Origin of the sequence: Vreelandella malpeensis (genome assembly GCF_020622355.1) — a bacterium.
Lineage (GTDB): Bacteria > Pseudomonadota > Gammaproteobacteria > Pseudomonadales > Halomonadaceae > Vreelandella > Vreelandella malpeensis.
This window is the reverse complement of sequence record NZ_WHVL01000006.1, coordinates 129490-149551: the sequence shown is the minus strand read 5'-3', so window position 1 is coordinate 149551 and position 20062 is coordinate 129490. Positions and strand designations below refer to the sequence as shown.

The following is a 20062-nucleotide window of genomic DNA, read 5'->3' as shown; positions in this document are numbered from 1 at the left end:
GCATCATCAAGAGGAACGGCATGGAACTTCGCTGGCTAGAAGACTTCATCGCCCTGGCCAGAACGCGGCACTTCTCTCGCGCCGCCGACGAGCAGCACGTCACCCAGCCGACGTTCTCGCGGCGCATCAAGCTCCTGGAAGAAGAGATGGGCGTGACGCTGATCAACCGCCAGACCCTGCCGCTGTCGCTGACGCCGGCGGGCGAGGAGTTTCTGACCCTGTGCGAGCAGATCACCGACCGGGTGCGTCTGACGCGTGACCGGGTACGCGAGATCAATGCCGGCCAGCAGCGGCGCATCATGGTCGCCGCGCCGCAGAGCCTGTTGCCGCACTTTCTGCCGGAGTGGCTGTCGAGCATCGGCTGGCAGGAGCGTATCCAGCCCTATCTTCGCGCCACCGGCTGGGTGGCGAGCGACTACTTCCAGGCGCTGTCGCGCGCCGAGTGCGATCTGGCGATCTGCTACTGGCCCGTGGGGCGCTGCGACCTGGATATCGATACCCGCGCCTGCGTGCACCGGGTCATCGGCTTCGAACGGCTGATTCCGGTCACCGCACCCACCGACCAGGGCGAGCCTACCACCCAGCTTCCCGGTACCTATCAGCAGCCGGTCCGCTGGCTCGCCTATCCCAAACGGGGGCTACTGGGCTCGGCGGTGAAGGCGCACCTGGCGAGGCTGTCGCAAAGCTCCTACCTTAGCCCCCAGAGCGAGAATCTCTACGCTGCGGGCATCAAGGAGCTGGTGCTGCTGGGCTACGGCATGAGCTGGCTGCCCGAGCGCAACGTCGCAAGCGAACTCGCCAGCGGCGCACTGGTGCGTGCCGGCGACAGACGCTGGGACGTGCCGATGGAGCTGCGTTTGTATCGTCACCAGAGCCAGCACCACGCCGAACTCGAGAAGCTCTGGAGCGAGCTTCCATCGCTACGCCTATAAAGGATCGACATGTCCAACCCGTTGTTTGACCTTCAGCACGACCACCTGCAGCACCTGCAGAACGCCTATGCCGAGAAGCTGGCCCGTGAAGGCTTCGACAGCCTGGCGATCTACAGCGGCCACGCCGATGCCTTCTTTGCCGATGATCACGCCCCGGCCTTCCAGAGCTACGGCCACTTCATGCACTGGGTCGGCATGGCGGACATCCAGCGCAGCTGGGTGATCATCACGCCCGGCCAAAAGCCCGCCCTGCTGCTGCATGCGCCGAACGATTTCTGGCATCTCACCACCGTGCTGCCCGACGAGCCCTGGGTGGAGGCTTTCGACATCACGCTCTGCCCCGAGCCGCCCTTACCGCAGATGACCGGCCGCGCGGCGGCGATCGGCGACATCGAGCGACTCAGTGACGAGCAGCGCCAGGCGCTCGGCGCCGAGGCGATGCCCGAAGGGCTGATCAAGGCCCTTGACGAGCTGCGCATGACCAAGACCGACTACGAAGTGGCCTGCCTGCGCGAAGCCAACCGGCTGGCCATGGCGGGCCACCACGCCGCGAAGGCGGCGTTCATCGGCGCCAGCGCCGAGCTCGACATCCAGCTCGCCTACCTCGGCGCCAGCCGCCAGCGCGAGTCGAAGGTGCCCTACCAGAATATCATCGGATTGAACGGCCACGCCGGCGTGCTGCACTACCAGCACTACGACCTGACCTCGCCACCCCAACGCCATAGCCTGCTGGTCGATGCCGGCCACCGCTTTCGCGGCTACTGCTCGGACATCACCCGCACGCACGTGGGGCCGGACGCGCCGGAAACCTTCGCCGCGCTGGTGGTGGCCATGCACGGCCTGAAAGACGAGCTGGTACGTGCCATCGCCCCGGGAGTGGATTATCTGGCGCTGCACGACACCATGCATCGCCGGCTGGCGGATATCCTGGTGAGTTTCGATCTCTATCTCGACAGCGCCGAAAGCGCCGTCGAGCAGGGCGTGACCCGCGCCTTCTGCCCGCACGGGCTCGGCCACTCGCTGGGGCTTCAAGTGCATGACGTGGCCGGGCTCAGAACGCCCGAAGGCGAGCCCAAACCAGCGCCCGCCCAGCACCCGGCACTACGCCTGACGCGCACGTTCGCCCCGGGCATGGTGGTCACCATCGAGCCTGGGCTCTACTTCATTCCCATGCTGCTGGCCCCTCTCAAGGAGCGTGGCGTGGCGATCAACTGGCCGCGGGTGGACGCGCTGATCAACTGTGGGGGCATCCGCATCGAGGATAACGTGCTGGTGACCGAATCAGGCTTCGAGAACCTGACCCCCTGACGCTCACCCATGCCTTGCCACGTCTAGATACCGAACAGCCGCCGGGTGTTGTCGCGCAGAGTCACGGCGATCTCCTCCGGCGGCTCCCGGCGTATCTTGCACAGGCTCTGCCAGATACGCGCGATGCGCTCGGGGCGATTGGGCTCGCCCTGAAAGCCCTGCACCGGCATGTCCGGCGAGTCCGTCTCGAGCAGCAGTGACGACAGCGGAAGAGCAGCCAGGGTGTTGCGCGTCTTGGTGGCGCGTTCATAGGTCATGGTGCCGCCCACGCCGATGAAATAGCCCGCCTCGATGAAAGCGCGCGCCTGCTGCAGGCTGCCGGCAAAACCGTGAACCACGCCGCATCGCGGCACGTCGATGCGTCTCAAGTGCATGGCGAGCTTGTCGTGGGTACGCCGGGAGTGCAGGATCACCGGCAGATCGAAGCGCCGCGCCAAGTCCAGCTGCGCCTTTAACAAGACTTCCTGGCGCTCGAACCGGGGGTTGTCGATGTACAGATCCAGCCCGATCTCACCGATCGCCACGAGCTTGTCGGGGCGCTTGGCAAGCCATGCCTCGAGCTCGTCGAGGTGCTCGTCGCGGTAGTCACCGATCGCCATGGGATGAATGCCGAGCGCTGCATGGATCTCGGGATAGCGCTCGGACAATGCCACCACGCCGGCAAAACGTGCGGCCGTGACGCCCACTGCGATGATCTTTTCCACCCCGGCCTGGCGGGCGAGTGCCAGGCTACGGGATTCGTCACCGTGGAACGGCGGAAAATCGAAATGACAGTGGGTATCGACGAAGGTCGGCGCCATGGGCTTCTCCTCGAATATGCGCGCGACAGGCACGCCGGGAAACAGGTCATTAGAGTACACAAAAACGCCCGGCATTCGCCGGGCGTTTCAGGATGATCGAAGGACTCGATCGTCACATGCTAGAAGCGGAAGGTCACACCACCGCCGACGGTGACGGGCTCCATGTCCACCTTGCCGACGGTCTCGCCGCCCACGCGAATGTCAGAGTCGACATCGGCGTAGCTCACGTAGCTGTTGAGCGAGACGTTTTCGGTGACCGCCAGGTCGACACCGGCCTGGCCGATGGCGCCGTAGCTGCGACGCACGTCGACGTTGCTCGGCTCGCCGGAGAAACGGGTGTAGTTCAAGCCAGCACCGACGTAGGGTTGAACGCGTGAATCCAAGCCGCCCAGCGGGTAGTAGTTGACCAGCAGGTTGACCGGCAGGCGATCAACGCTGCCGATGTCACCGGCGGAAGCGGTATTGATCCGATGATCGAACTTCTCGGAGCTGTTCAGCTCGATGCCCACCTTGTCGGTGAACAGGTAACCGGCACCGAAAGTGAAGCCGCTTTCGTTCTGCACGTTGAGGGAGTCACCGGCGACATTGCCATTGCCGGAGCCGGTATCGGTCTTGGAGTAGCCACCGCGAACGAAGGTATCGCCCGCCTGGAAAGCCAGGGCCGCTTGGCTAGCCATCAAGACGCTTGCGGAAATCACGGCGGCAGACAGGAATTTAACTTTTTTCATGGGGGTCATCCTATTCGATTTGCCAGGGATTGATGCCGGTGCATCCGACGTTCTTATACAATATATACCAATCGAACACTGTTTCCAAATTTTGGATGGAACTTCTTTATAATATTTGCGTCTGGTCGACTGCTTTTTATGCACAAAAAAAGGTCCCCCGAAGGGGACCCAGGTGGAGCACGCCAGCTCACTCGGTGTGTCGCCGAACCTTCCGGCGACCTGGCAGCGAAGGAAGAGTCACTCAAGGCCCACTCTGTTCGTCTGCCGCTTGCCAAATATATAGCGATCAATGTGCCATCTTTTTAAAACATTAATATAATCAACAAAATATAGAATAAAAATGAGATTGGCCGTATTGCCATAAACGTTTTCACTCTCTTCGTGCACCAGCGCCGCGCAGAAAAATGCCGTAGTGCATCATCAGATTGCACTCACATCCTGACGCCTTGGCCGTGAATCGCGATCGCGCTTGTCGCGCCCTGCTTTCGCCTTGCCAGCGGTCGGCGTGGCTACGCATACTAGCCATTACATCACGAGACAGAGGGAGCTTCATGGCGTTCGACTCCACCCCATCCTATATCGCGACCGAGGCCCTCAAGCAGGCGGTGAATGCTGCCGTGACGCTCGAGCGCCCGCTTCTCATCAAGGGCGAGCCGGGCACCGGCAAGACGCTGCTGGCCGAGGAGCTGGCGCGCTCGCTCGACACCGCGCTGATCACCTGGCACATCAAGTCCAGTACCAAGGCCGCCCAGGGGCTCTACGAGTACGATGCGGTGAGTCGTCTGCGCGACTCCCAACTCGGCATCGAGGGCGTCGAGAACGTCGCCAACTACATTCGCCCCGGCAAGCTCTGGCAGGCGTTTCGTGCCGACAAGCGTGTGGTGCTCTTGATCGACGAGATCGACAAGGCGGACATCGAGTTCCCCAACGACCTGCTCCAGGAGCTGGATCGCATGGAGTTCCACGTCTACGAGACCGGCGAGACCGTGCGCGCCGAGCAGCGTCCGATCATCGTCATCACCTCCAACAACGAAAAGGAGCTGCCGGACGCCTTCCTGCGCCGCTGCTTCTTCCACTACATCGACTTTCCCGACCGTGAGACGCTGCAGGCCATCGTCGATGTCCACTTCCCGGGCATCGCCCCCCGCCTGGTCTCCGAGGCGCTCAACGTCTTCTTCGAGCTGCGCGAGGCGCCGGGGCTCAAGAAAAAACCCTCGACGTCGGAGCTGGTCGACTGGCTGAAGCTCTTGATGAGCGACGAGCTCTCGCGCGATGCGCTCTACCACCGCGACCCCGCCAAGACGCTGCCGCCCCTGGCCGGTGCGCTGGTCAAGAACGAGCAGGACACCCATCTGCTGGAGCGCCTCGCCTTCATGATGCGCCGCGCAGGCCGCTGAGCCATGTTCATTGGTCTGTTCGAGACACTAAAACGCGCCGGCGTCCCGGTCTCGCTGCGCGAGCTTCTGGATCTGCACGCGCTGGTCGAGCGCGGCGTGGTGTTCGCCGACATGGAGAGCTTCTACCATCTCGCGCGCACGGTGATGGTCAAGGATGAGCGCTACTTCGACCGGTTCGACCGCGCCTTCGCCGCCTGGTCCGAGGGGCTCGAAAGCCTGGAGGGCGCTATCGAGGCGCTGATTCCCGACGACTGGCTGCGCCGCGAGTTCGTGAACCAGCTAAGCGAAGAGGAGAAGGCCAAAATCGATTCGCTGGGCGGACTGGAGGCGCTGATCGAGACCTTCAAGCAGCGCCTTGCGGAGCAGAAGGAGCGCCACGCCGGCGGCAGCAAGTGGATCGGCACCGGCGGCACCAGCCCCTTCGGCGCCTATGGCTACAATCCCGAGGGCATGCGTATCGGCCAGGAGGGCTCGCGCCATCGCCGCGCCGTGAAGGTGTGGGACGAGCGGCGCTTTCGCGACTACGACGACAGCCTTGAGCTTGGCACGCGCAACCTGAAGATGGCGCTGCGCCGGCTTCGTAAGTTCGCCCGCCAGGGCGCGCGAGCGGAGTTCGACGTCGACGCCACCATTCGCGAGACCGCCCGTGATGCAGGGCTATTGAACGTGCAGATGCGTCCGGAGCGCCACAACGCCGTCAAGGTGCTGCTGTTTCTCGATGTGGGCGGCTCGATGGACGATCACGTGCGTCTGTGCGAGGAGCTCTTCTCGGCGGCGCGCTCGGAGTTCAAGCACCTCGACTACGTCTACTTCCACAACTGCCTGTACGAGAGCGTATGGAAGAGCAACCGCCGCCGCCAGAGCGACCGTCTACCCACCGAGGAGCTGCTGCGCACCTTCGGGCCGGACTACCAGGTGATCGTGGTCGGCGACGCAGCGATGTCTCCTTACGAGATTACCCACCCCGGAGGCAGCGTCGAGCACGTAAACGAGGAACCCGGCGGAGTGTGGCTCGAGCGACTGACCCGGCACTTTCCCAAGCTCGTGTGGCTGAACCCGACCCCCGCACACACCTGGCAATACACCTATTCGACCGGGCTCGTTCGCGAGCTTGTCGGCGAGCGCATGTACCCGTTGAGCGTCGAAGGGCTCGAGCGCGCCATGCGCGAACTCGCCCGATGAGTCAGAGCGTCTCGGGGAGCGTGTCCAGGCCGTCGAGAAACGCCTGCTTGGCGCTTTCGAACGCATTGGGGTCGTGCTTGAAGCGTCGCAGGATACGCGCCGCATCGAAGGAGAGCGTGGGGGTAAGCGTGGCCGGGTGCCGGGCGCTCACGCCGATGCGCTGCCCCTCTTCGCCGTCGAACCAGCGCTGGATGCCGCACTCCTGATAGAAGGCCTCCTCGCTGGGCGTTGCCGCCAGAACGCGCAGCGGCACGTTCAGCACGAGTTCGCGCACCAGGCGCGCCTTGGCACCCTCGACCAGCTCGCAGGCCAGGCGCAGCATCATGCCTTCGCCCTTCTCGTCGAGTACGAGAAGGGCCAGCGCCAGCGGTTCGCCCTGGGCCCCGACGCCGGCCACGAGACGCGCGCTCTCGTTGGCGAACAGCACGTTCAGGGTACCGGTGAACTCCACCAGCGGGGTAAGCCCGGCCCGGTGGCCGTACACCTCGGCACACAGCCTGGCCAGGCACGCGCGGCGCGCATCGGCCTGCTTGATTTGAACAACCTTCATGACGCTCTCTCTTGCCTTCGAGTAACCCCCGCGCCTGCGGGGCAAAGCCCGCAAGCCTAGAGCATTCGGGCAACGCACGCCAGCGCCACGGCTGAACCCTTGTACGCCCTCCTTGTCGCACCCAGTGTATGACGTCTTCACCGGCCGACAAGGAGTGCTCATGCCCCAGTTCATCAACGACCCGACGCTGCCCAAGCCGGATTTCCCCGGCAGCCACATGGTGGTCGACGACCACTACGTGTTCATCTCCGGGCTGACCATCGCCGATATCGCCGACGATATTCCCGCTACGCTCGATACCGCCGAGCAGACTCGCCGGGTGATGCGTGAGCTCGAGCGAATGCTGCGTCAGGAGGAGCTTGGCTGGACTGACGTGGTGCGCGTCGATATCCACCTTAGCGATCTTGCCGAGATCCACAAGCTCGACGGTGTCTACGCCGAGTTCTTCGAGCCTGGTCGCTACCCGGCGCGTACCTGCACCGAATCACCCAAGCTGAGTGGCACCAGCCGTGTGGAGATCACGCTGATGGCAAGCCGCGCAGGTCAAGCGAGGACGCCGCCGGGCACGCCGCGCAGCGACGAGGACACCGGCCCGGAGTAGTCCACCTTGCGTCAAGAGCCCTTGGTGAGCAGGGCGATGATCCGCTCGATATCCAGATGTGCTTCGAGGGTATCCGCCAGGCGCTCGAGTTCACGCTCACGATGGGCGGTATAGTCAACGGGCGCGGGCGCTACCAGGCCCAGACGCGCCAGCAGCGATGCGCAGGCCTCGGGATGATCGAACAGGCCATGCAGGTAGGTGCCCACCACCTGGCCGTCGTCGCTTACTGCGCCATCGAAGCGATCCCCCAGATCGAACAGCGGCCTTGCGAGCGCCGCACCTTCGCTCACCCCGTTGTGAATCTCGTAGCCCGTGACCCGCGCGCTCTCCCCTGCCAGCGTGCCGGTCACGTTGCGCAGCTGCTTGCCGGGCGCCATGCGCGTGGTTAGGGGCAAGAGCCCGAGCCCCGGCACGCGGCCCGCCGGACCTTCGAGCCCATCCATGTCCTCCACCCACTCACCGAGCATCTGAAAACCGCCGCAGATCCCCAGCACCCTGCCGCCATAGCGCAGGTGACGATCGATCGCCTCCGGCCACCCGTGGCGTGAAAGCCAGGCCAGGTCGCTCGCGGTGCTCTTGCTGCCGGGCACGATGATGACGTCCGCCGGCGGAATCGGCTCGCCCTCGCCGACGAAGGTCAGCGCCACCTGCGGGTGCAGCCGCAGGGCGTCGAAATCCGTGTGGTTGCTGATGCGCGGCAGGCGCGGCACGACGACGTTCAAAGTTTGCGCGTGCTTCTCGGCCTGGGTGGCCGCGACCGCATCCTCTGCGTCAAGCAGGTGACCGGCGAGAAACGGCAGCGTGCCGAGCACCGGCTTGCCGGTACGCGCCTCGAGCCACTCGAGCCCCGGGGTGAGCAGGTCGATATCGCCGCGAAAGCGGTTAACGATGAAACCGCGGATGCGGGCGCGCTCACTGGCGTTCAAGAGCTCGAGCGTGCCGACGAGCTGGGCGAACACCCCGCCGCGGTCGATGTCACCCACCAGCAGCACCGGGCAGTCGGCGGCTTCGGCGAAGCCCATGTTGGCGATATCGCCGGCACGCAGGTTGATCTCGGCGGGGCTGCCAGCGCCTTCGGCGATGATGACATCGAAACGCGCGCTCAAATCCTGCCAGGCGGCCAGCATGCTCACCCGGGCGGTCTGCTTGAAGCCATGGTAGCCAAGCGCATCTATATGGCCGTGGACTCGCCCGCGCAGGATGACCTGGGCGCCGCGCTCGCTTTCGGGCTTCAAGAGCACCGGATTCATGTCGCTGTGCGGGGCAACGCCCGCTGCCTGAGCCTGGAGCGCCGTGGAGCGGCCGATCTCGCCGCCATCCTCGGTCACGGCGCTGTTGAGCGCCATGTTCTGCGGCTTGAAGGGAGCAACGCGAACGCCTCGGCGCTTGAGCACGCGGCAAAGCCCGGCGACCACCGTACTCTTGCCCGCATCCGAGGTCGTGCCTTGAATCATCAGCGTGGTCATTCGCCCCTTCTCTTCATGCCTTGAGGAAAGGGCGAACTCTAACGGGCGGCGGCAGGCTCTGCAACGCGCACCTGCCGCCGGGCTCGGAAGGAGACGATCAGAAAGAGTAGGCGTAGTTCACCATGGCCGCGGTATCGCTCGGGGCGCTTGCGTCATGGCCGGGCTCCAAGGCGTGAAGCACATTGAGCTGCCACTGGCTGCGCTCGCCGGTCTTGAAGGCGTAGCCGAGCTCGATGTCGATCTCGCGACCGGAAGGCGCAAGCGAGGCGCTGCGGCTTTCGCGCACCACCGTACCGTCGAGCTGGCGGCCGACCGGCACCTCGAAGCTCGCCTCGGCGCCTTCGATGCGCAGCGGCTGGCGCAGGGTGAACGCGAGGCGCTCGTCGGCGCGGCGCCCGCTGCCCTGCCACTGCAGCCCCATTTCCACCTTGCGCGCGACGATGTCATCGACGCTGGCAAGCAGGCCACGACCCGACGCGCTGCCCTGGCCCTGCTCGAGCTCGGCGAAGCCGCTGATGCCGGCGCTTAGCTTCGCGGTGAGGCCGATACCGGCAAAGGTCATCCGGTTCTCTTCACCCAGGCCCAGGGCGCCCGCGCCGCTGGCACCGAGCAGGCCCTGACGCTCGTCGAGGCTGCCCAGGAAGGTGTCGATGGCAAATGATGGCAGCGGCTGCCAGGACACGCCCACATCCGAGCGCCGTGCCCGATAGTCGCTGGCGCCGGCCGAGTCGTCGAGCGTCGAGGCCCAGTGCGAGGCGGTAAGATCCCAGTGTTCGCCGAGCGCGTAGCGCGACGTCACGCCGTTGACGCTGTCGAAGGCCTGGGTCAACTCCGAGCCGCTCTGGAACGACATCATCGGCATCAGCCCGGATTCGCTGTAGGCGCTCATCGGGTTCACCTCGCCGCCGGCAAAGCTGTAAAGGCTCAACGTCGTCGGGCCGTAGGCCGCATCGAAGCGGCTGCTCAGAAGGCCGCCGCCGTCGCTGCGGGTGGTGAACCGGTAGGTGTCGACATCCACCGACTGGGTAATGGGCGCGCGTGCCGAGGTGAGCGACAACCGCTCCATCTGGCGGCGCATCTGGGTGGCGTGATCGACCCGCGGCTGCACCTGCTGGCCCAGGTTCATACGATAGTCGCGGCCCAAGCCATCGAATACTGCCACATCGCGCAGCGCCTCGGACTGGCGAACCGCGTCGCCGTAGGCGCTGGAAAGCTGCAGGTAGGAGCTGCGCGCCAGATCACCGCCTTCGTCGACGCGCGCTTGCCCTGCCACCACCAGCTCGCCTTGCGGGGCAAGCGCGGCCTCGATGTCTGCCTCGCCCTGGCCCAGGTAGAAACTACCGCAGTTGTCAGTGCCGCTGGCACCGCAGTCGTTGCGATCGAATAGCGCGCTTTCGCGACTGGCGGTATCCAGAAGCCGTTGGCTGGCCTGCCGGGCATCGAGGTGCGGCCAGCGCGACAGGATACCCGCGGCGTACTCGGAGATCCGCGCCGCCGAGATCGACGTGCCCTGGGCGCCCACCTCGCGGTTGACGTAGTCGGTGGCGATGGTGCGCGCCTGCAGGCGCGTATCGTCGCCGGGATAGGCACTCGACGGGTGCAGGTTGCCCTTGCCATCGGTTCCTACGGCGATGAGCGTCATGTCGTAAAGCGCCGGTTCGGCGGCGTAGAGCGGCTGGCCCTGGGTGTCCATCGCCTGGCCGTTGTTGCCGGCGCTGATCACGTAGACCGCGCCCTTGCCGCCGTTGGCGTTGACCACCTGGGCTAGCGACTCGCTCGAGGAAACGCCGTTGAACCCCAGTCGCGGGTCGTTGGCCACGAAACGCTGGGAGAAACTGGCGTTGACGACTTGGGCACCGCGTGCGGCAGCCTGGCCCACGCCGTAGTTGATGGCACTGCTGCGATTCACGCCATCCTGCTCGATCTTGATCAGGTCGAGCTCGGCTACCCCGAGCGCCCCGCCGGAAATGGTCGAGGCCACCACATTGCCGTGCCACTCGTTGCCACCGCGCACGTCGGTGCTCCCGGTATGCACGTTCAGGCTATCCACCACGCGTTGGTTGTTGGCGATGGCCGCGACATCGAAGGAGCTGTCGACAACGCCTACCCGCACGAAAGGGGCGCGCGCCGGAGCGACCGATACGGCGGGCGCAGGCTCCGAAGTGCTCGGCGCAGGCTGCGACATCGGCGTATATACGCCCTGATCAGGTGCGCCTTCGCTTGTCCCTCCCCCGCCGCCGCCCCCACCCGAACTGCATCCTTCCAAGGAGATGGCACTTACCACGAAACCTGCCGACAACAGCAGTCTGTAACGACTATCCATGATGGAATACTCGAGAAAACATAGCGTCCATGTTTAAGCTCATTTAATTAGGGGGGGATTAAAGCAGTGGCATTTAAGGCTAAAAAAATTTGATTAGCAACGGCGGCGCTGAACATTAAAATCAATCACCGCAATAGAGGGCGATTACTATCGGTAGGCCTGATAAGAGATATTGGCAAAACTTATCGAAGAAATAAAAAATAAAATAAATGATTGATAATTAGTACTAAAAATTTAACATGATCAGATACCATTCTCATTTGTCGATACATGCGAGTTTAAAAACACATGATTGAATTAAATTCGCCTCAACAATCGAATTTAACGAACAATGATTTCAAGAAGAAAAGAATATACGGAATATAGGAGTAGCCGATACTTTGAATTGGCTCTATCGATCATCTAGATCATCATGGTTAACGGTACTGATCGTAAACATATAAACCTGCGCCTGAGAAAAAAAGTCGGCGACGGCGCGTCGAAAGCTCCACAGTCGGCGCCTTGCGCAGACAGCTACGCCATTTTCCGTTAGGGTGTGAGGCCTCCTCGACAACCGATCATCCGGCATGCAACAGCTTCTAGAAGAGATCACCCAGCAACTCGCCCTCGAAACCGAGCGCGGCAAGGTCGCCGACTACATCCCGCAGCTCGCCGAGGTGGACCCCCACCAGTTCGGTATCAGCCTGGCCACGGTCGAGGGCGAGCGCTTCTCGGCAGGCGCGGCCGCCACGCCGTTTTCGATTCAGAGCATTTCCAAGGTGTTCACGCTGACCATGGGCCTTGGCAAGCTCGGCGACGGGCTCTGGACCAACGTCGGCCGCGAGCCGTCGGGCGACCCCTTCAACTCGATCGTCCAGCTCGAACACGAGAACGGCAAGCCGCGCAATCCGTTCATCAACGCCGGCGCCATCGCGGTGGTGGATGCGATCATGATGGGTCACGAGCCGCGCGAAACGCTGGCTGAGCTCCTGAGCTTCGTGCGCTACATCACCGACGATCAAAGCCTCTACTTCGACCACCAGGTGGCCGCCTCGGAAATGGCCCACAAGGATCGCAACGCCTCGCTTGCCCACTTCATGAAGGCCTTCGGGCGGCTGCGTCACGACGTCGACAAGGTCCTGGGCACCTACTTCCACCAGTGCGCCCTCGCCATGAGCTGCGACCAGCTCGCCCACGCCGGGCTGTTCCTTGCTTCGGACGGCGTCAACCGGCCAAGCAACCTGCGCGTGGTTTCCCCCCAGCGGGCACGACGTATCAACTCGTTGATGATGATGTGCGGCCACTACGACGCTTCCGGCGAATTCGCCTTTCGCGTCGGGCTTCCAGGCAAGAGCGGCGTAGGCGGCGGGATACTCGCCATCGCCCCCGGACGCGGGTCGCTGGCGGTCTGGTCACCGGGGCTCGACGAGTACGGCAACAGCCTGCTCGGTGCCCGAGCGCTGGAGATGTTCGTCCAGCGTACCGGCTGGTCGGTGTTCGGGCATTAATTAAACCTCACGCCACTTTTTTTCAAACGGACATCCAACCGACACGGCTTTGTCATCAAGCACCGCTAGCCTCTGTGATCACCAATGAGATCGATCTCATTTTTGGACACAGGATCATCAATGGCGGACTTAGCGAGCGTGGCAAAGCGTGCAGGGGTCTCTCGGGCCACCGCGGCACGCGCCTTTTCAAGCCCTGAACTAGTACGCGACCAGACCCGCGAAAAGGTCATGGCCGCCGCTCGGGAACTACGTTTTCGGCCCAACACCGTGGCACGCCAGCTGCGCGCCCAGGCCACCCGAATGATCGGCGTCATGGTACCGAGCCTCGACAACCCGGTGTTCGCCGAACAACTTCAGGCCATGGAGGTAGCCGCTCGCGAGCGCGGCTATTCACTTCTGGTCACCACCAGCGAGTACGACCCGGCCCGTGAGAGCGATATCGTCGAGTCGATGCTGCGCCAGCGTGTCGATGGACTCGTACTGACGGTGGCGGATGCAGAGCAGAGCCCACTGCTTGCTTCACTGCGCCGGGAGTCCACGCCCTGCCTGCTGGTCTACAACCCGGCAGGCACCAGCGGCTTTCCCTCGGTGGGCGTGGACAACCGCGCCGCCAGCGAAGCGGCCACCCGCCACTTGATCGATCTTGGCCATACCCGCATCGGCATGGTGGCCGGGCCGCTTTTGCAGTCCGACCGTGCCCGCCAGCGCTTCGAGGGCTACTGCCAGGCGATGCAGAGCGCGAGACTCACGCCGTGCGCTCTGGTCGAGATGCCGCGCCACACCCGGGCCGAGCTCGCCCCGCTCGAAGGACAGCTTAAGAGTCAACAGCCTCTCACCGCGCTGATCGCCACCAACGATCTGCTTGCCATCAGCCTGATCGGCGAGCTCACCCGCGCCGGGTTCAAGGTACCCGGTGATGTCTCCATCATGGGGTTCGACGGCATCGCCCTTGGCAAATGCCTCTACCCCTCGCTTTGCACCATCGAGCAACCCCGCGCCGAGATCGGCCGCGAGGCCGTTAACGCCCTGCTTGCCCTGCTCGAAGGCGAGCAACACGCGCCACCGCTTCTCGCTTACACCCTACGCGACGGCGAAAGCGTGGCACCGCCTGTCTCAAGCTCTGCCCCCTGTCCGACCCAACGAGGTTCTCACCATGCGTAATACGCCCGCACGTCTTCTGCTCGCCACCGCCCTGGCGGGCGTTTCGAGCCTTGCCTCGGCGCAAGATGCCGGTACCGCGATCTGCTACAACTGCCCGCCAGAGTGGGCGGACTGGGGTACCCAGCTCCAGCTGATCGAGGAGAAAACCGGTATCCAGGTGCCCCAGGACAACAAGAACTCCGGCCAGTCGCTGGCCCAGCTGGTCGCCGAGGCGCAGAGCCCTGTGGCGGACGTGGTCTACTACGGGGTCACCTTTGGTATTCAGGCCATGGAAGCCGATGTGGTCGAGCCCTACCAGCCCGCTCACTGGGACGAGATTCCGGAAGGTCTGAAAGACCCGGAAGGCAACTGGTTCGCCATCCACTCCGGCACGCTCGGCTTCATGGTCAACGTCGACGCGCTGGATGGCGCGCCGGTCCCCCAATCCTGGGACGACCTGCTCGACCCCGCCTACCGCGGCATGGTGGGCTATCTCGACCCGGCCAGCGCCTTCGTGGGCTACGTAGGCGCCACCGCAGTCAACCTGGCCCTCGGCGGTGACCTCGAGGACTTCACCCCGGCGATCGACTACTTCAACGCACTCGTCGACAACGACCCCATCGTGCCCAAGCAGACCAGCTACGCCCGGGTGCTCTCCGGCGAAATTCCGATCCTGCTGGACTACGACTTCAACGCCTACCGCGCCCGCTATAGCGATGGCGCCAACGTCAAGTTCGTGATTCCCGAAGAGGGCAGCATTGTAGTGCCCTACGTGATGAGTCTGGTCAAGAACGGGCCGAACCCGGATAACGCCCGCGCCGTGCTCGATTTCGTGTTGTCTGACGAGGGCCAGGCGGTATGGGCCGAGGCCTACCTGCGCCCGGTACGCGAAGAGGCGATTTCAGACGAAGCGCGTCAGGTGTTTTTGCCCGATAGCGACTACGCCCGCGCCAGCGCAGTGGATTACGCTGCCATGGCCCAGGCGCAGCGCGAGTTCTCCGAGCGGTATCTGTCGGAGGTTCGCTGATCATGTCCGCCACACTCAAGCAGCCCTTCGGGGCTGCTTTTTTCGATCGACACCGGTGCGCCTCCCACCGAGCGAAGCTGACTACGCTGATCGCGCTGGTGCCGGCGCTGACCCTCTTCGCTGCGTTCTGGCTGCTGCCGTTCTCACGGCTTCTGCTGATGGGCGCCGAGGCGGATCGCTCAAGCGGCGTCAGCGCCTACCTGACGCTCTTGACCCACCGCCAGTACCTGATCAGCCTGGCGACCACCGTCACGCTGTCGCTGGCAGTGTCGGTGGCGGCGGTCGCCATTGCCGGCTTCGCCGGTTTCTTTCTGGCGCGCCACCGCTTTGCAGGCCAATCGCTGCTGGTGGCGATCCTCACCTTCCCGCTCGCCTTTCCCGGCGTGGTGGTCGGTTTTCTGGTCATCATGCTCGGCGGGCGCCAGGGGGCGCTGGCGCAGACCAGCCTGTGGCTTTTCGGTGAGCGCTGGGTGTTTGCCTACTCGCTGTTTGGCCTATTCATCGGCTATCTCTACTTCTCGATCCCGCGGGTGATCACCACCGTGATGGCGGCCTGCGACAACCTCGACCAGAGCCTGGAAGAAGCCGCGCGCTCGCTCGGCGCCAGCCACTGGCGGGTGATGCGCGACGTGATCATTCCCGGCATCGCCCCGGCACTGCTCTCAACCGGCGCGATCTGCTTCGCCACCAGCATGGGCGCCTTCGGCACCGCCTTCACTTTGGGCACGCGGCTGCCCATTCTGCCGCTGAACATCTACGGCGAATTCACCAACTACGCCAACTTCGCCATGGCGGCGGCGCTTTCGGTGGTGCTCGGGCTGATCACCTGGGCGGCGCTGGCGTTGGCGAGGAAGCTTGCGAGCAACGCTCTGGGAGCCTCGGTATGAGTCAGCGCCTGCGTTTTTCACTGCAGCTGGGGTTCACCCTGCTGGTGTGTCTTTTCATGATCGTGCCCATCGCCATGTCGGTCATGGCGGGGCTGACCGAGAACTACTTTCAGGGCTTGCAAAGCGGGCTGACGCTGCGTTGGGTGAGCGAGGTCTGGGCGCTCTACTCGGACACCATCTGGCTGTCGATCAAGCTGGCGATGGCGTGTCTGGTCATCACCACGCTGATTGGCGTGCCGGCAGCCTACGGACTTCTGCGCAGTCGCCACCGCATCGCCCACGCCATCGAAGAGCTTTTGCTGCTGCCGGTGGCGGTACCGGGGCTGGCCACGGCGCTGGCGCTTTTGCTGGTCTACGGCAGCTACCGTGAATTTCGCGCCAGCTGGCTGTTCATTCTGATTGGCCATGTGCTGTTCACACTGCCCTTCATGGTACGCGCGGTGCACTCGGTGATGCACACCGCCCGCCTGCCGCTTCTGGAAGAAGCCGCATCGAGCCTCGGGGCTAGCCCTTGGCAGCGCTTTTTCGGAGTGGTGGTACCCAACTGCGCCAGCGGCATTCTAGCCGGCGCCTTGATGGTGGTGACGCTTTCGATCGGCGAGTTCAACATCACCTGGATGCTCCACACCCCGCTCACCAAGACCCTGCCGGTCGGGCTTGCCGACAGCTACGCCTCGATGCGCCTGGAAGTGGGCTCCGCCTACACGCTGGTGTTTCTGCTCATGATCGTGCCGCTTCTGGTGATGATCCAGTGGGCCGGAAAGCTGACCGGGCCGCGCCGCTAACCCGATTCCTACATTTGACGCCGTTGCAGAGAGCAATCATGTCCCAATCCTCGAGTATTACGCTAACCCAGTGCAGCCGCACCTTCGCCGGCGGGCACGTTGCCCTGAAGCCGCTCGATCTTCATGTCGAGGCGGGCGAGACCCTGGTGCTGCTGGGCCCCTCGGGCTGCGGCAAGACCACCACGCTCAGAATCATCAGCGGGCTGGAGCGTCCGGACCCGGGCGGCCGGGTGCATTTCGGCGAGCGTGATGTCACCGCCCTGCCCATCGAGAAGCGCGATGTCGGCATGGTGTTTCAGAACTACGCGCTGTTTCCCAACATGAACGTGGCCGACAACATCACCTACGGGCTTCGCATTCAAAAACTCTCCCGCGCCGAGATCGACCGCCGCCTGGCTGAAGTGCTGGAGATGGTGGATTTGAAGGGCTACGCCGAGCGCTCGATCGCAGCACTTTCCGGCGGGCAGAAGCAGCGCGTGGCGCTGGCGCGGGCGATTGCCGTACGCCCCCGTGTACTGCTGTTTGACGAACCGCTGGCCGCCCTCGACGCCAAGCTTCGCGACCGGCTGCGCCTGGAGATCGGTGCGCTTTTGCGCGAGCTCGGTATCACTGCGGTGTACGTGACCCACGACCAGGACGAAGCCATGGCGCTCGGTGATCGCATCGCGGTGATGCAGGCCGGGCGTATTGCCCAGCTCGGTACCCCGCGCGAGATCTACCACCAGCCTGCCAACGCGTTCGTGGCGGACTTCATCGGTGCGGTCAACCGCCTCGAGGTACAAACGCAAGCGGCCGATGGCACGTTTTGCGTGCCCGGCGGCACACTGCGCGCCCCGCATTTGGCCAAGGCCGCCACCCTTTACTGCCGCCCCGAGGACATCCAGGTAGTGCCCATCGAGAAAGCTCAGCTCAAGGGCCGCATCATCGAGAGCGTCTTTCTGGGCCAGGCGCAGCAGCTGGCGGTGGATACCGGTAATGACACGACGCTATCGGTGCGCGTTTCGTCACGCCGGGAGTGGCCGGCGGGCAGCGAAATCGGCCTGATGATCCCCGAGCAGGCGCTGTTTCAGCCCACGGCCCCGGGAGCACGCGCGCATGGATAAGCCCTTTCTGATTGCCCAGATCACCGACCCGCATATCAAGGCCGGTGGCAAGCTCTCGTACCGCCAGGTGGATACGGCGCGTGCCCTGACCCAAGCAATCGACACACTCAACGCGTTGACACCGCGCCCGGATCTGGTACTCATCAGCGGCGATCTGGTCGATTTTGGCCATCCCGAGGAGTACGCCACGTTCATGCGCCTGATGGCGGCGTTGACGCTGCCCTTCTACGTCATCCCCGGCAACCACGATCACCGCGACAACCTGCGCGCGGCGCTTGAGAGCCATCGCTACCTGTTCCAGCACCCCGAGTATCTGCACTGGGTGGTCGACGACTACCCGATCCGCCTGATCGGCCTGGACACGCTGGTAACCGGCAAGCCCCACGGCGAGCTCGATGCCGCAAGCCTTGCGTGGCTGGAGGCAACCCTCATCAGGCGCCCGGACACCCCGACGCTGGTCATGCTGCACCACCATCCGTTTGTCAGCGGTATCGACCATATGGATCGTCAGCCACTGCTCGATGCCGGGGCGTTCGAAGCGGTGATCGCGCGCCATCCGCAGGTCGAGCGCGTACTGTGCGGGCACCTGCATCGCAGTCTGCAAGCGCGGTTTGGCGGCACTCTTGCACTCAGCTGCCCAGGGGTGTCGCACCAGGTGAGTCTGGACCTAAGCATGGATGGACCGGCGCACTTTCAGCTGGAGCCGCCGGGCTATCTGCTGCACGCCTACACTCCGCAAAGTGGGCTGATCACCCACCAAGGGTTCATCGAATGCTATCCAGGCCCCTATCCTTTCTTCGACGCTAACGGGCTGATCGATTGAGCAGCGCCTCGTATACCGCCAAATCGCGCTCGGAAAAACAGCAGAACGTGACCCTCTCGACGCTCGTGCCCGGCAGTGTCTCTTTGACGGTCTGGATCGCGATCTCGGCGGCGCGCTCGATGGGAAACCGGTAGATACCGGTGCTGATGCTGGGGAAAGCGATGGAGCGGGCGTCGACGGAGTCGGCCAGTTCCAGCGCTCGGCGGTAGCAGCTGGCGAGCTTTAGCGCCTCGTCGCGCTTGCCGCCGCTCCATACCGGGCCCACGGCGTGGATCACGTAGCGCGCCGGCAGCTTGAAGCCTTCGGTGAGCTTGGCGTCGCCGGTCTCGCAGCCGTCGAGCGCGCGGCATGCCTCCTTGAGTTCTTTGCCGGCAGCGCGATGAATGGCGCCATCGACACCGCCGCCGCCCATCAGCGACTGGTTCGCGGCGTTGACGATGGCGTCGACTTCGAGCGTGGTGATATCGGCCTGCAGCGCATCGATCTTCATGGCACTCTCCATTGCAAAGCTGTCAGGGTAACGATAGCCGACCCGGTTCGCTTTCGCTCTCCTTCGCCGCGTGCCGGCCGCTCTCCCAGGCCTGAACCATCTGCTTGCGGGCCACGCCCCAGCGATAGCCGCCCAGCGCCCCGCTCTGCTGGATCACCCGATGGCACGGTATCCACAGCGCCACCGGGTTGGCGCCGATGGCGCTGCCCACCGCGCGGGATGCGCCGGGCTTGCCGAGCACCTGGGCGATCTGGCCGTAGCTTGCCAGCGCCCCTTCGGGAATCGCCAGCAGCGCCCGCCATACGGCAATCTGGAAATTGGTGCCCGCCACGTGCAGCGAGAGCGTACTCGAAACACTCGCCCCGCCGCCGAACAGCGCCTCGACCGGCGCCTGAGTCGCCTCGGCGTCGAGCACCAGGCGACTTCGCGGCCACTGGCTTTCAAGCAGCGCCAGCTGTTCGTCGATACCCGCGGCGCCGATGAACGCCATGCGGCAGATACCGCGAGGCGTGGTCGCGACCAGCACCGCGCCGAACGGGCTCGGGTGAATACCGTAGGTCAAAGTGACCCCTTCGCCGCGCTTCTTGAACTCCCCGGGCGATACCGCCTCGAGGGTGACGAAGTGATCGAACAGCCGCGAGCCGCCGCTCAGTCCCACCCCTTCGGCGGCTTCCTGAAGCGAGGCGCTGGAGGCGATGAGACACTTGGCGCGCTCGAGCGTCAGCGCCTGCAGAAAGCGCTTGGGCGAGACGCCGACGTGGCGGCGAAAGAGGCGCTGAAAATGGTACATGCTCAAATGAACCTGCGCGGCGACGCAGGCCAGATCCGGCTGGCGCGCGGCATTCTCCACCATGTAGGCCATCGCCTTCTCGATACGCCCGTAGTCGTCCATCACTTGCTCCGTGGGTTGATGATGCCAAGCATAAGCGAAGAGCGCGAAACGTTTGACCCGGATCTTGCGCAGTTGCGATGAATCGCGTTGTTTCAATACGCCATCAGTTGGAAAAGCTCGAAGCATGAGTGGCGTGTTTCC

At 64.1% G+C, this 20062-nt stretch carries 19 protein-coding genes; 12 read left to right on the top strand and 7 right to left on the bottom strand.

What is annotated here, in order from left to right; genetic code table 11:
- Nucleotides 1-20 precede the first annotated feature (20 nt).
- Nucleotides 21-932, top strand: a complete 912-nt coding sequence (locus tag GEV37_RS14270) for a LysR family transcriptional regulator (RefSeq protein ID WP_227390939.1) — start codon at nt 21-23, stop codon at nt 930-932.
- A 9-nt stretch (nt 933-941) separates the two neighbouring features.
- Complete coding sequence (gene pepQ, locus GEV37_RS14265) at nt 942-2240, top strand: Xaa-Pro dipeptidase (protein ID WP_227390938.1); 1299 nt, start codon at nt 942-944, stop codon at nt 2238-2240.
- Nucleotides 2241-2263: 23 nt separating this feature from the next.
- On the opposite strand, the gene GEV37_RS14260 is transcribed toward pepQ, so the two are convergent.
- Together GEV37_RS14260 and GEV37_RS14255 are read right to left on the bottom strand one after the other, a co-directional pair.
- On the bottom strand, nt 2264-3040 hold the full coding sequence (locus tag GEV37_RS14260) for a TatD family hydrolase (RefSeq protein ID WP_227390937.1): 777 nt from the start codon (nt 3038-3040) through the stop codon (nt 2264-2266).
- Nucleotides 3041-3159: 119 nt separating this feature from the next.
- Entirely contained in the window at nt 3160-3768 is a 609-nt protein-coding gene (locus GEV37_RS14255; protein ID WP_227390936.1) for an OmpW/AlkL family protein, read from the bottom strand.
- Nucleotides 3769-4319: 551 nt separating this feature from the next.
- Here GEV37_RS14255 and GEV37_RS14250 point away from each other — a divergent pair.
- Both GEV37_RS14250 and GEV37_RS14245 read left to right on the top strand, forming a co-directional pair.
- Entirely contained in the window at nt 4320-5165 is an 846-nt protein-coding gene (locus GEV37_RS14250) for an AAA family ATPase (protein ID WP_227390935.1), read from the top strand.
- Between the two features lie 3 nt (nt 5166-5168).
- Entirely contained in the window at nt 5169-6347 is a 1179-nt protein-coding gene (locus GEV37_RS14245) for a vWA domain-containing protein (protein ID WP_227390934.1), read from the top strand.
- Between the two features lies 1 nt (nt 6348).
- Here the strand turns inward: GEV37_RS14245 and GEV37_RS14240 are convergent, their stop codons facing one another.
- The gene (locus tag GEV37_RS14240) at nt 6349-6897 is read right to left on the bottom strand and encodes a hypothetical protein (protein WP_227390933.1); all 549 of its coding nucleotides are present in this window, start codon (nt 6895-6897) and stop codon (nt 6349-6351) included.
- Between the two features lie 160 nt (nt 6898-7057).
- Between GEV37_RS14240 and GEV37_RS14235 the strand changes: the two genes are divergently transcribed.
- Complete coding sequence (locus tag GEV37_RS14235; RefSeq protein WP_227390932.1) at nt 7058-7498, top strand: RidA family protein; 441 nt, start codon at nt 7058-7060, stop codon at nt 7496-7498.
- 11 nt (nt 7499-7509) lie between these two features.
- On the opposite strand, the gene GEV37_RS14230 is transcribed toward GEV37_RS14235, so the two are convergent.
- A complete protein-coding gene (locus GEV37_RS14230; RefSeq protein ID WP_227390931.1) occupies nt 7510-8964 on the bottom strand; it encodes a cobyric acid synthase in 1455 nt (484 codons plus the stop codon).
- A gap of 97 nt (nt 8965-9061) precedes the next feature.
- The gene (locus GEV37_RS14225) at nt 9062-11149 is read right to left on the bottom strand and encodes a S8 family serine peptidase (RefSeq protein ID WP_227390930.1); all 2088 of its coding nucleotides are present in this window, start codon (nt 11147-11149) and stop codon (nt 9062-9064) included.
- A gap of 704 nt (nt 11150-11853) precedes the next feature.
- Here GEV37_RS14225 and GEV37_RS14220 point away from each other — a divergent pair.
- The 7 genes from GEV37_RS14220 (at nt 11854) to GEV37_RS14190 (ending at nt 18539) form a co-directional block, all read left to right on the top strand.
- Nucleotides 11854-12774 (top strand): glutaminase, encoded by a 921-nt coding sequence (locus GEV37_RS14220; RefSeq protein WP_227390929.1) that lies wholly within the window; start codon nt 11854-11856, stop codon nt 12772-12774.
- 120 nt (nt 12775-12894) lie between these two features.
- Nucleotides 12895-13935 (top strand): LacI family DNA-binding transcriptional regulator, encoded by a 1041-nt coding sequence (locus GEV37_RS14215; RefSeq protein WP_227390928.1) that lies wholly within the window; start codon nt 12895-12897, stop codon nt 13933-13935.
- Entirely contained in the window at nt 13928-14941 is a 1014-nt protein-coding gene (locus tag GEV37_RS14210; protein ID WP_227390927.1) for an ABC transporter substrate-binding protein, read from the top strand. Before GEV37_RS14215 ends, GEV37_RS14210 begins: the two co-directional genes overlap by 8 nt.
- Nucleotides 14942-14943: 2 nt before the next feature.
- Nucleotides 14944-15828, top strand: coding sequence for an ABC transporter permease (locus tag GEV37_RS14205; RefSeq protein WP_227390926.1), 885 nt, complete (start codon nt 14944-14946; stop codon nt 15826-15828).
- Entirely contained in the window at nt 15825-16613 is a 789-nt protein-coding gene (locus GEV37_RS14200) for an ABC transporter permease (protein WP_227390925.1), read from the top strand. Before GEV37_RS14205 ends, GEV37_RS14200 begins: the two co-directional genes overlap by 4 nt.
- A gap of 38 nt (nt 16614-16651) precedes the next feature.
- Complete coding sequence (locus GEV37_RS14195; RefSeq protein WP_227390924.1) at nt 16652-17716, top strand: ABC transporter ATP-binding protein; 1065 nt, start codon at nt 16652-16654, stop codon at nt 17714-17716.
- Entirely contained in the window at nt 17709-18539 is an 831-nt protein-coding gene (locus GEV37_RS14190) for a phosphodiesterase (RefSeq protein WP_227390923.1), read from the top strand. The genes GEV37_RS14195 and GEV37_RS14190 overlap by 8 nt, the downstream gene beginning before the upstream one ends.
- On the opposite strand, the gene GEV37_RS14185 is transcribed toward GEV37_RS14190, so the two are convergent.
- Both GEV37_RS14185 and GEV37_RS14180 read right to left on the bottom strand, forming a co-directional pair.
- On the bottom strand, nt 18520-19029 hold the full coding sequence (locus GEV37_RS14185; RefSeq protein ID WP_227390922.1) for an O-acetyl-ADP-ribose deacetylase: 510 nt from the start codon (nt 19027-19029) through the stop codon (nt 18520-18522). The genes GEV37_RS14190 and GEV37_RS14185 overlap by 20 nt on opposite strands.
- A gap of 22 nt (nt 19030-19051) precedes the next feature.
- On the bottom strand, nt 19052-19921 hold the full coding sequence (locus tag GEV37_RS14180) for a methylated-DNA--[protein]-cysteine S-methyltransferase (RefSeq protein ID WP_227390921.1): 870 nt from the start codon (nt 19919-19921) through the stop codon (nt 19052-19054).
- Nucleotides 19922-20062: the final 141 nt, after the last annotated feature.

Excerpts from the sequence above, each read along its gene's own strand:
- GEV37_RS14270 (WP_227390939.1), top strand. The coding sequence starts at position 21 with ATGGAACTTCGCTGGCTAGAAGACTTCATCGCCCTGGCCAGAACGCGG.
- pepQ (WP_227390938.1), top strand. The coding sequence starts at position 942 with ATGTCCAACCCGTTGTTTGACCTTCAGCACGACCACCTGCAGCACCTG.
- GEV37_RS14260 (WP_227390937.1), bottom strand. The coding sequence starts at position 3,040 with ATGGCGCCGACCTTCGTCGATACCCACTGTCATTTCGATTTTCCGCCG.
- GEV37_RS14255 (WP_227390936.1), bottom strand. The coding sequence starts at position 3,768 with ATGAAAAAAGTTAAATTCCTGTCTGCCGCCGTGATTTCCGCAAGCGTC.
- GEV37_RS14250 (WP_227390935.1), top strand. The coding sequence starts at position 4,320 with ATGGCGTTCGACTCCACCCCATCCTATATCGCGACCGAGGCCCTCAAG.
- GEV37_RS14245 (WP_227390934.1), top strand. The coding sequence starts at position 5,169 with ATGTTCATTGGTCTGTTCGAGACACTAAAACGCGCCGGCGTCCCGGTC.
- GEV37_RS14240 (WP_227390933.1), bottom strand. The coding sequence starts at position 6,897 with ATGAAGGTTGTTCAAATCAAGCAGGCCGATGCGCGCCGCGCGTGCCTG.
- GEV37_RS14235 (WP_227390932.1), top strand. The coding sequence starts at position 7,058 with ATGCCCCAGTTCATCAACGACCCGACGCTGCCCAAGCCGGATTTCCCC.
- GEV37_RS14230 (WP_227390931.1), bottom strand. The coding sequence starts at position 8,964 with ATGACCACGCTGATGATTCAAGGCACGACCTCGGATGCGGGCAAGAGT.
- GEV37_RS14225 (WP_227390930.1), bottom strand. The coding sequence starts at position 11,149 with ATGTCGCAGCCTGCGCCGAGCACTTCGGAGCCTGCGCCCGCCGTATCG.
- GEV37_RS14220 (WP_227390929.1), top strand. The coding sequence starts at position 11,854 with ATGCAACAGCTTCTAGAAGAGATCACCCAGCAACTCGCCCTCGAAACC.
- GEV37_RS14215 (WP_227390928.1), top strand. The coding sequence starts at position 12,895 with ATGGCGGACTTAGCGAGCGTGGCAAAGCGTGCAGGGGTCTCTCGGGCC.
- GEV37_RS14210 (WP_227390927.1), top strand. The coding sequence starts at position 13,928 with ATGCGTAATACGCCCGCACGTCTTCTGCTCGCCACCGCCCTGGCGGGC.
- GEV37_RS14205 (WP_227390926.1), top strand. The coding sequence starts at position 14,944 with ATGTCCGCCACACTCAAGCAGCCCTTCGGGGCTGCTTTTTTCGATCGA.
- GEV37_RS14200 (WP_227390925.1), top strand. The coding sequence starts at position 15,825 with ATGAGTCAGCGCCTGCGTTTTTCACTGCAGCTGGGGTTCACCCTGCTG.
- GEV37_RS14195 (WP_227390924.1), top strand. The coding sequence starts at position 16,652 with ATGTCCCAATCCTCGAGTATTACGCTAACCCAGTGCAGCCGCACCTTC.
- GEV37_RS14190 (WP_227390923.1), top strand. The coding sequence starts at position 17,709 with ATGGATAAGCCCTTTCTGATTGCCCAGATCACCGACCCGCATATCAAG.
- GEV37_RS14185 (WP_227390922.1), bottom strand. The coding sequence starts at position 19,029 with ATGAAGATCGATGCGCTGCAGGCCGATATCACCACGCTCGAAGTCGAC.
- GEV37_RS14180 (WP_227390921.1), bottom strand. The coding sequence starts at position 19,921 with ATGGACGACTACGGGCGTATCGAGAAGGCGATGGCCTACATGGTGGAG.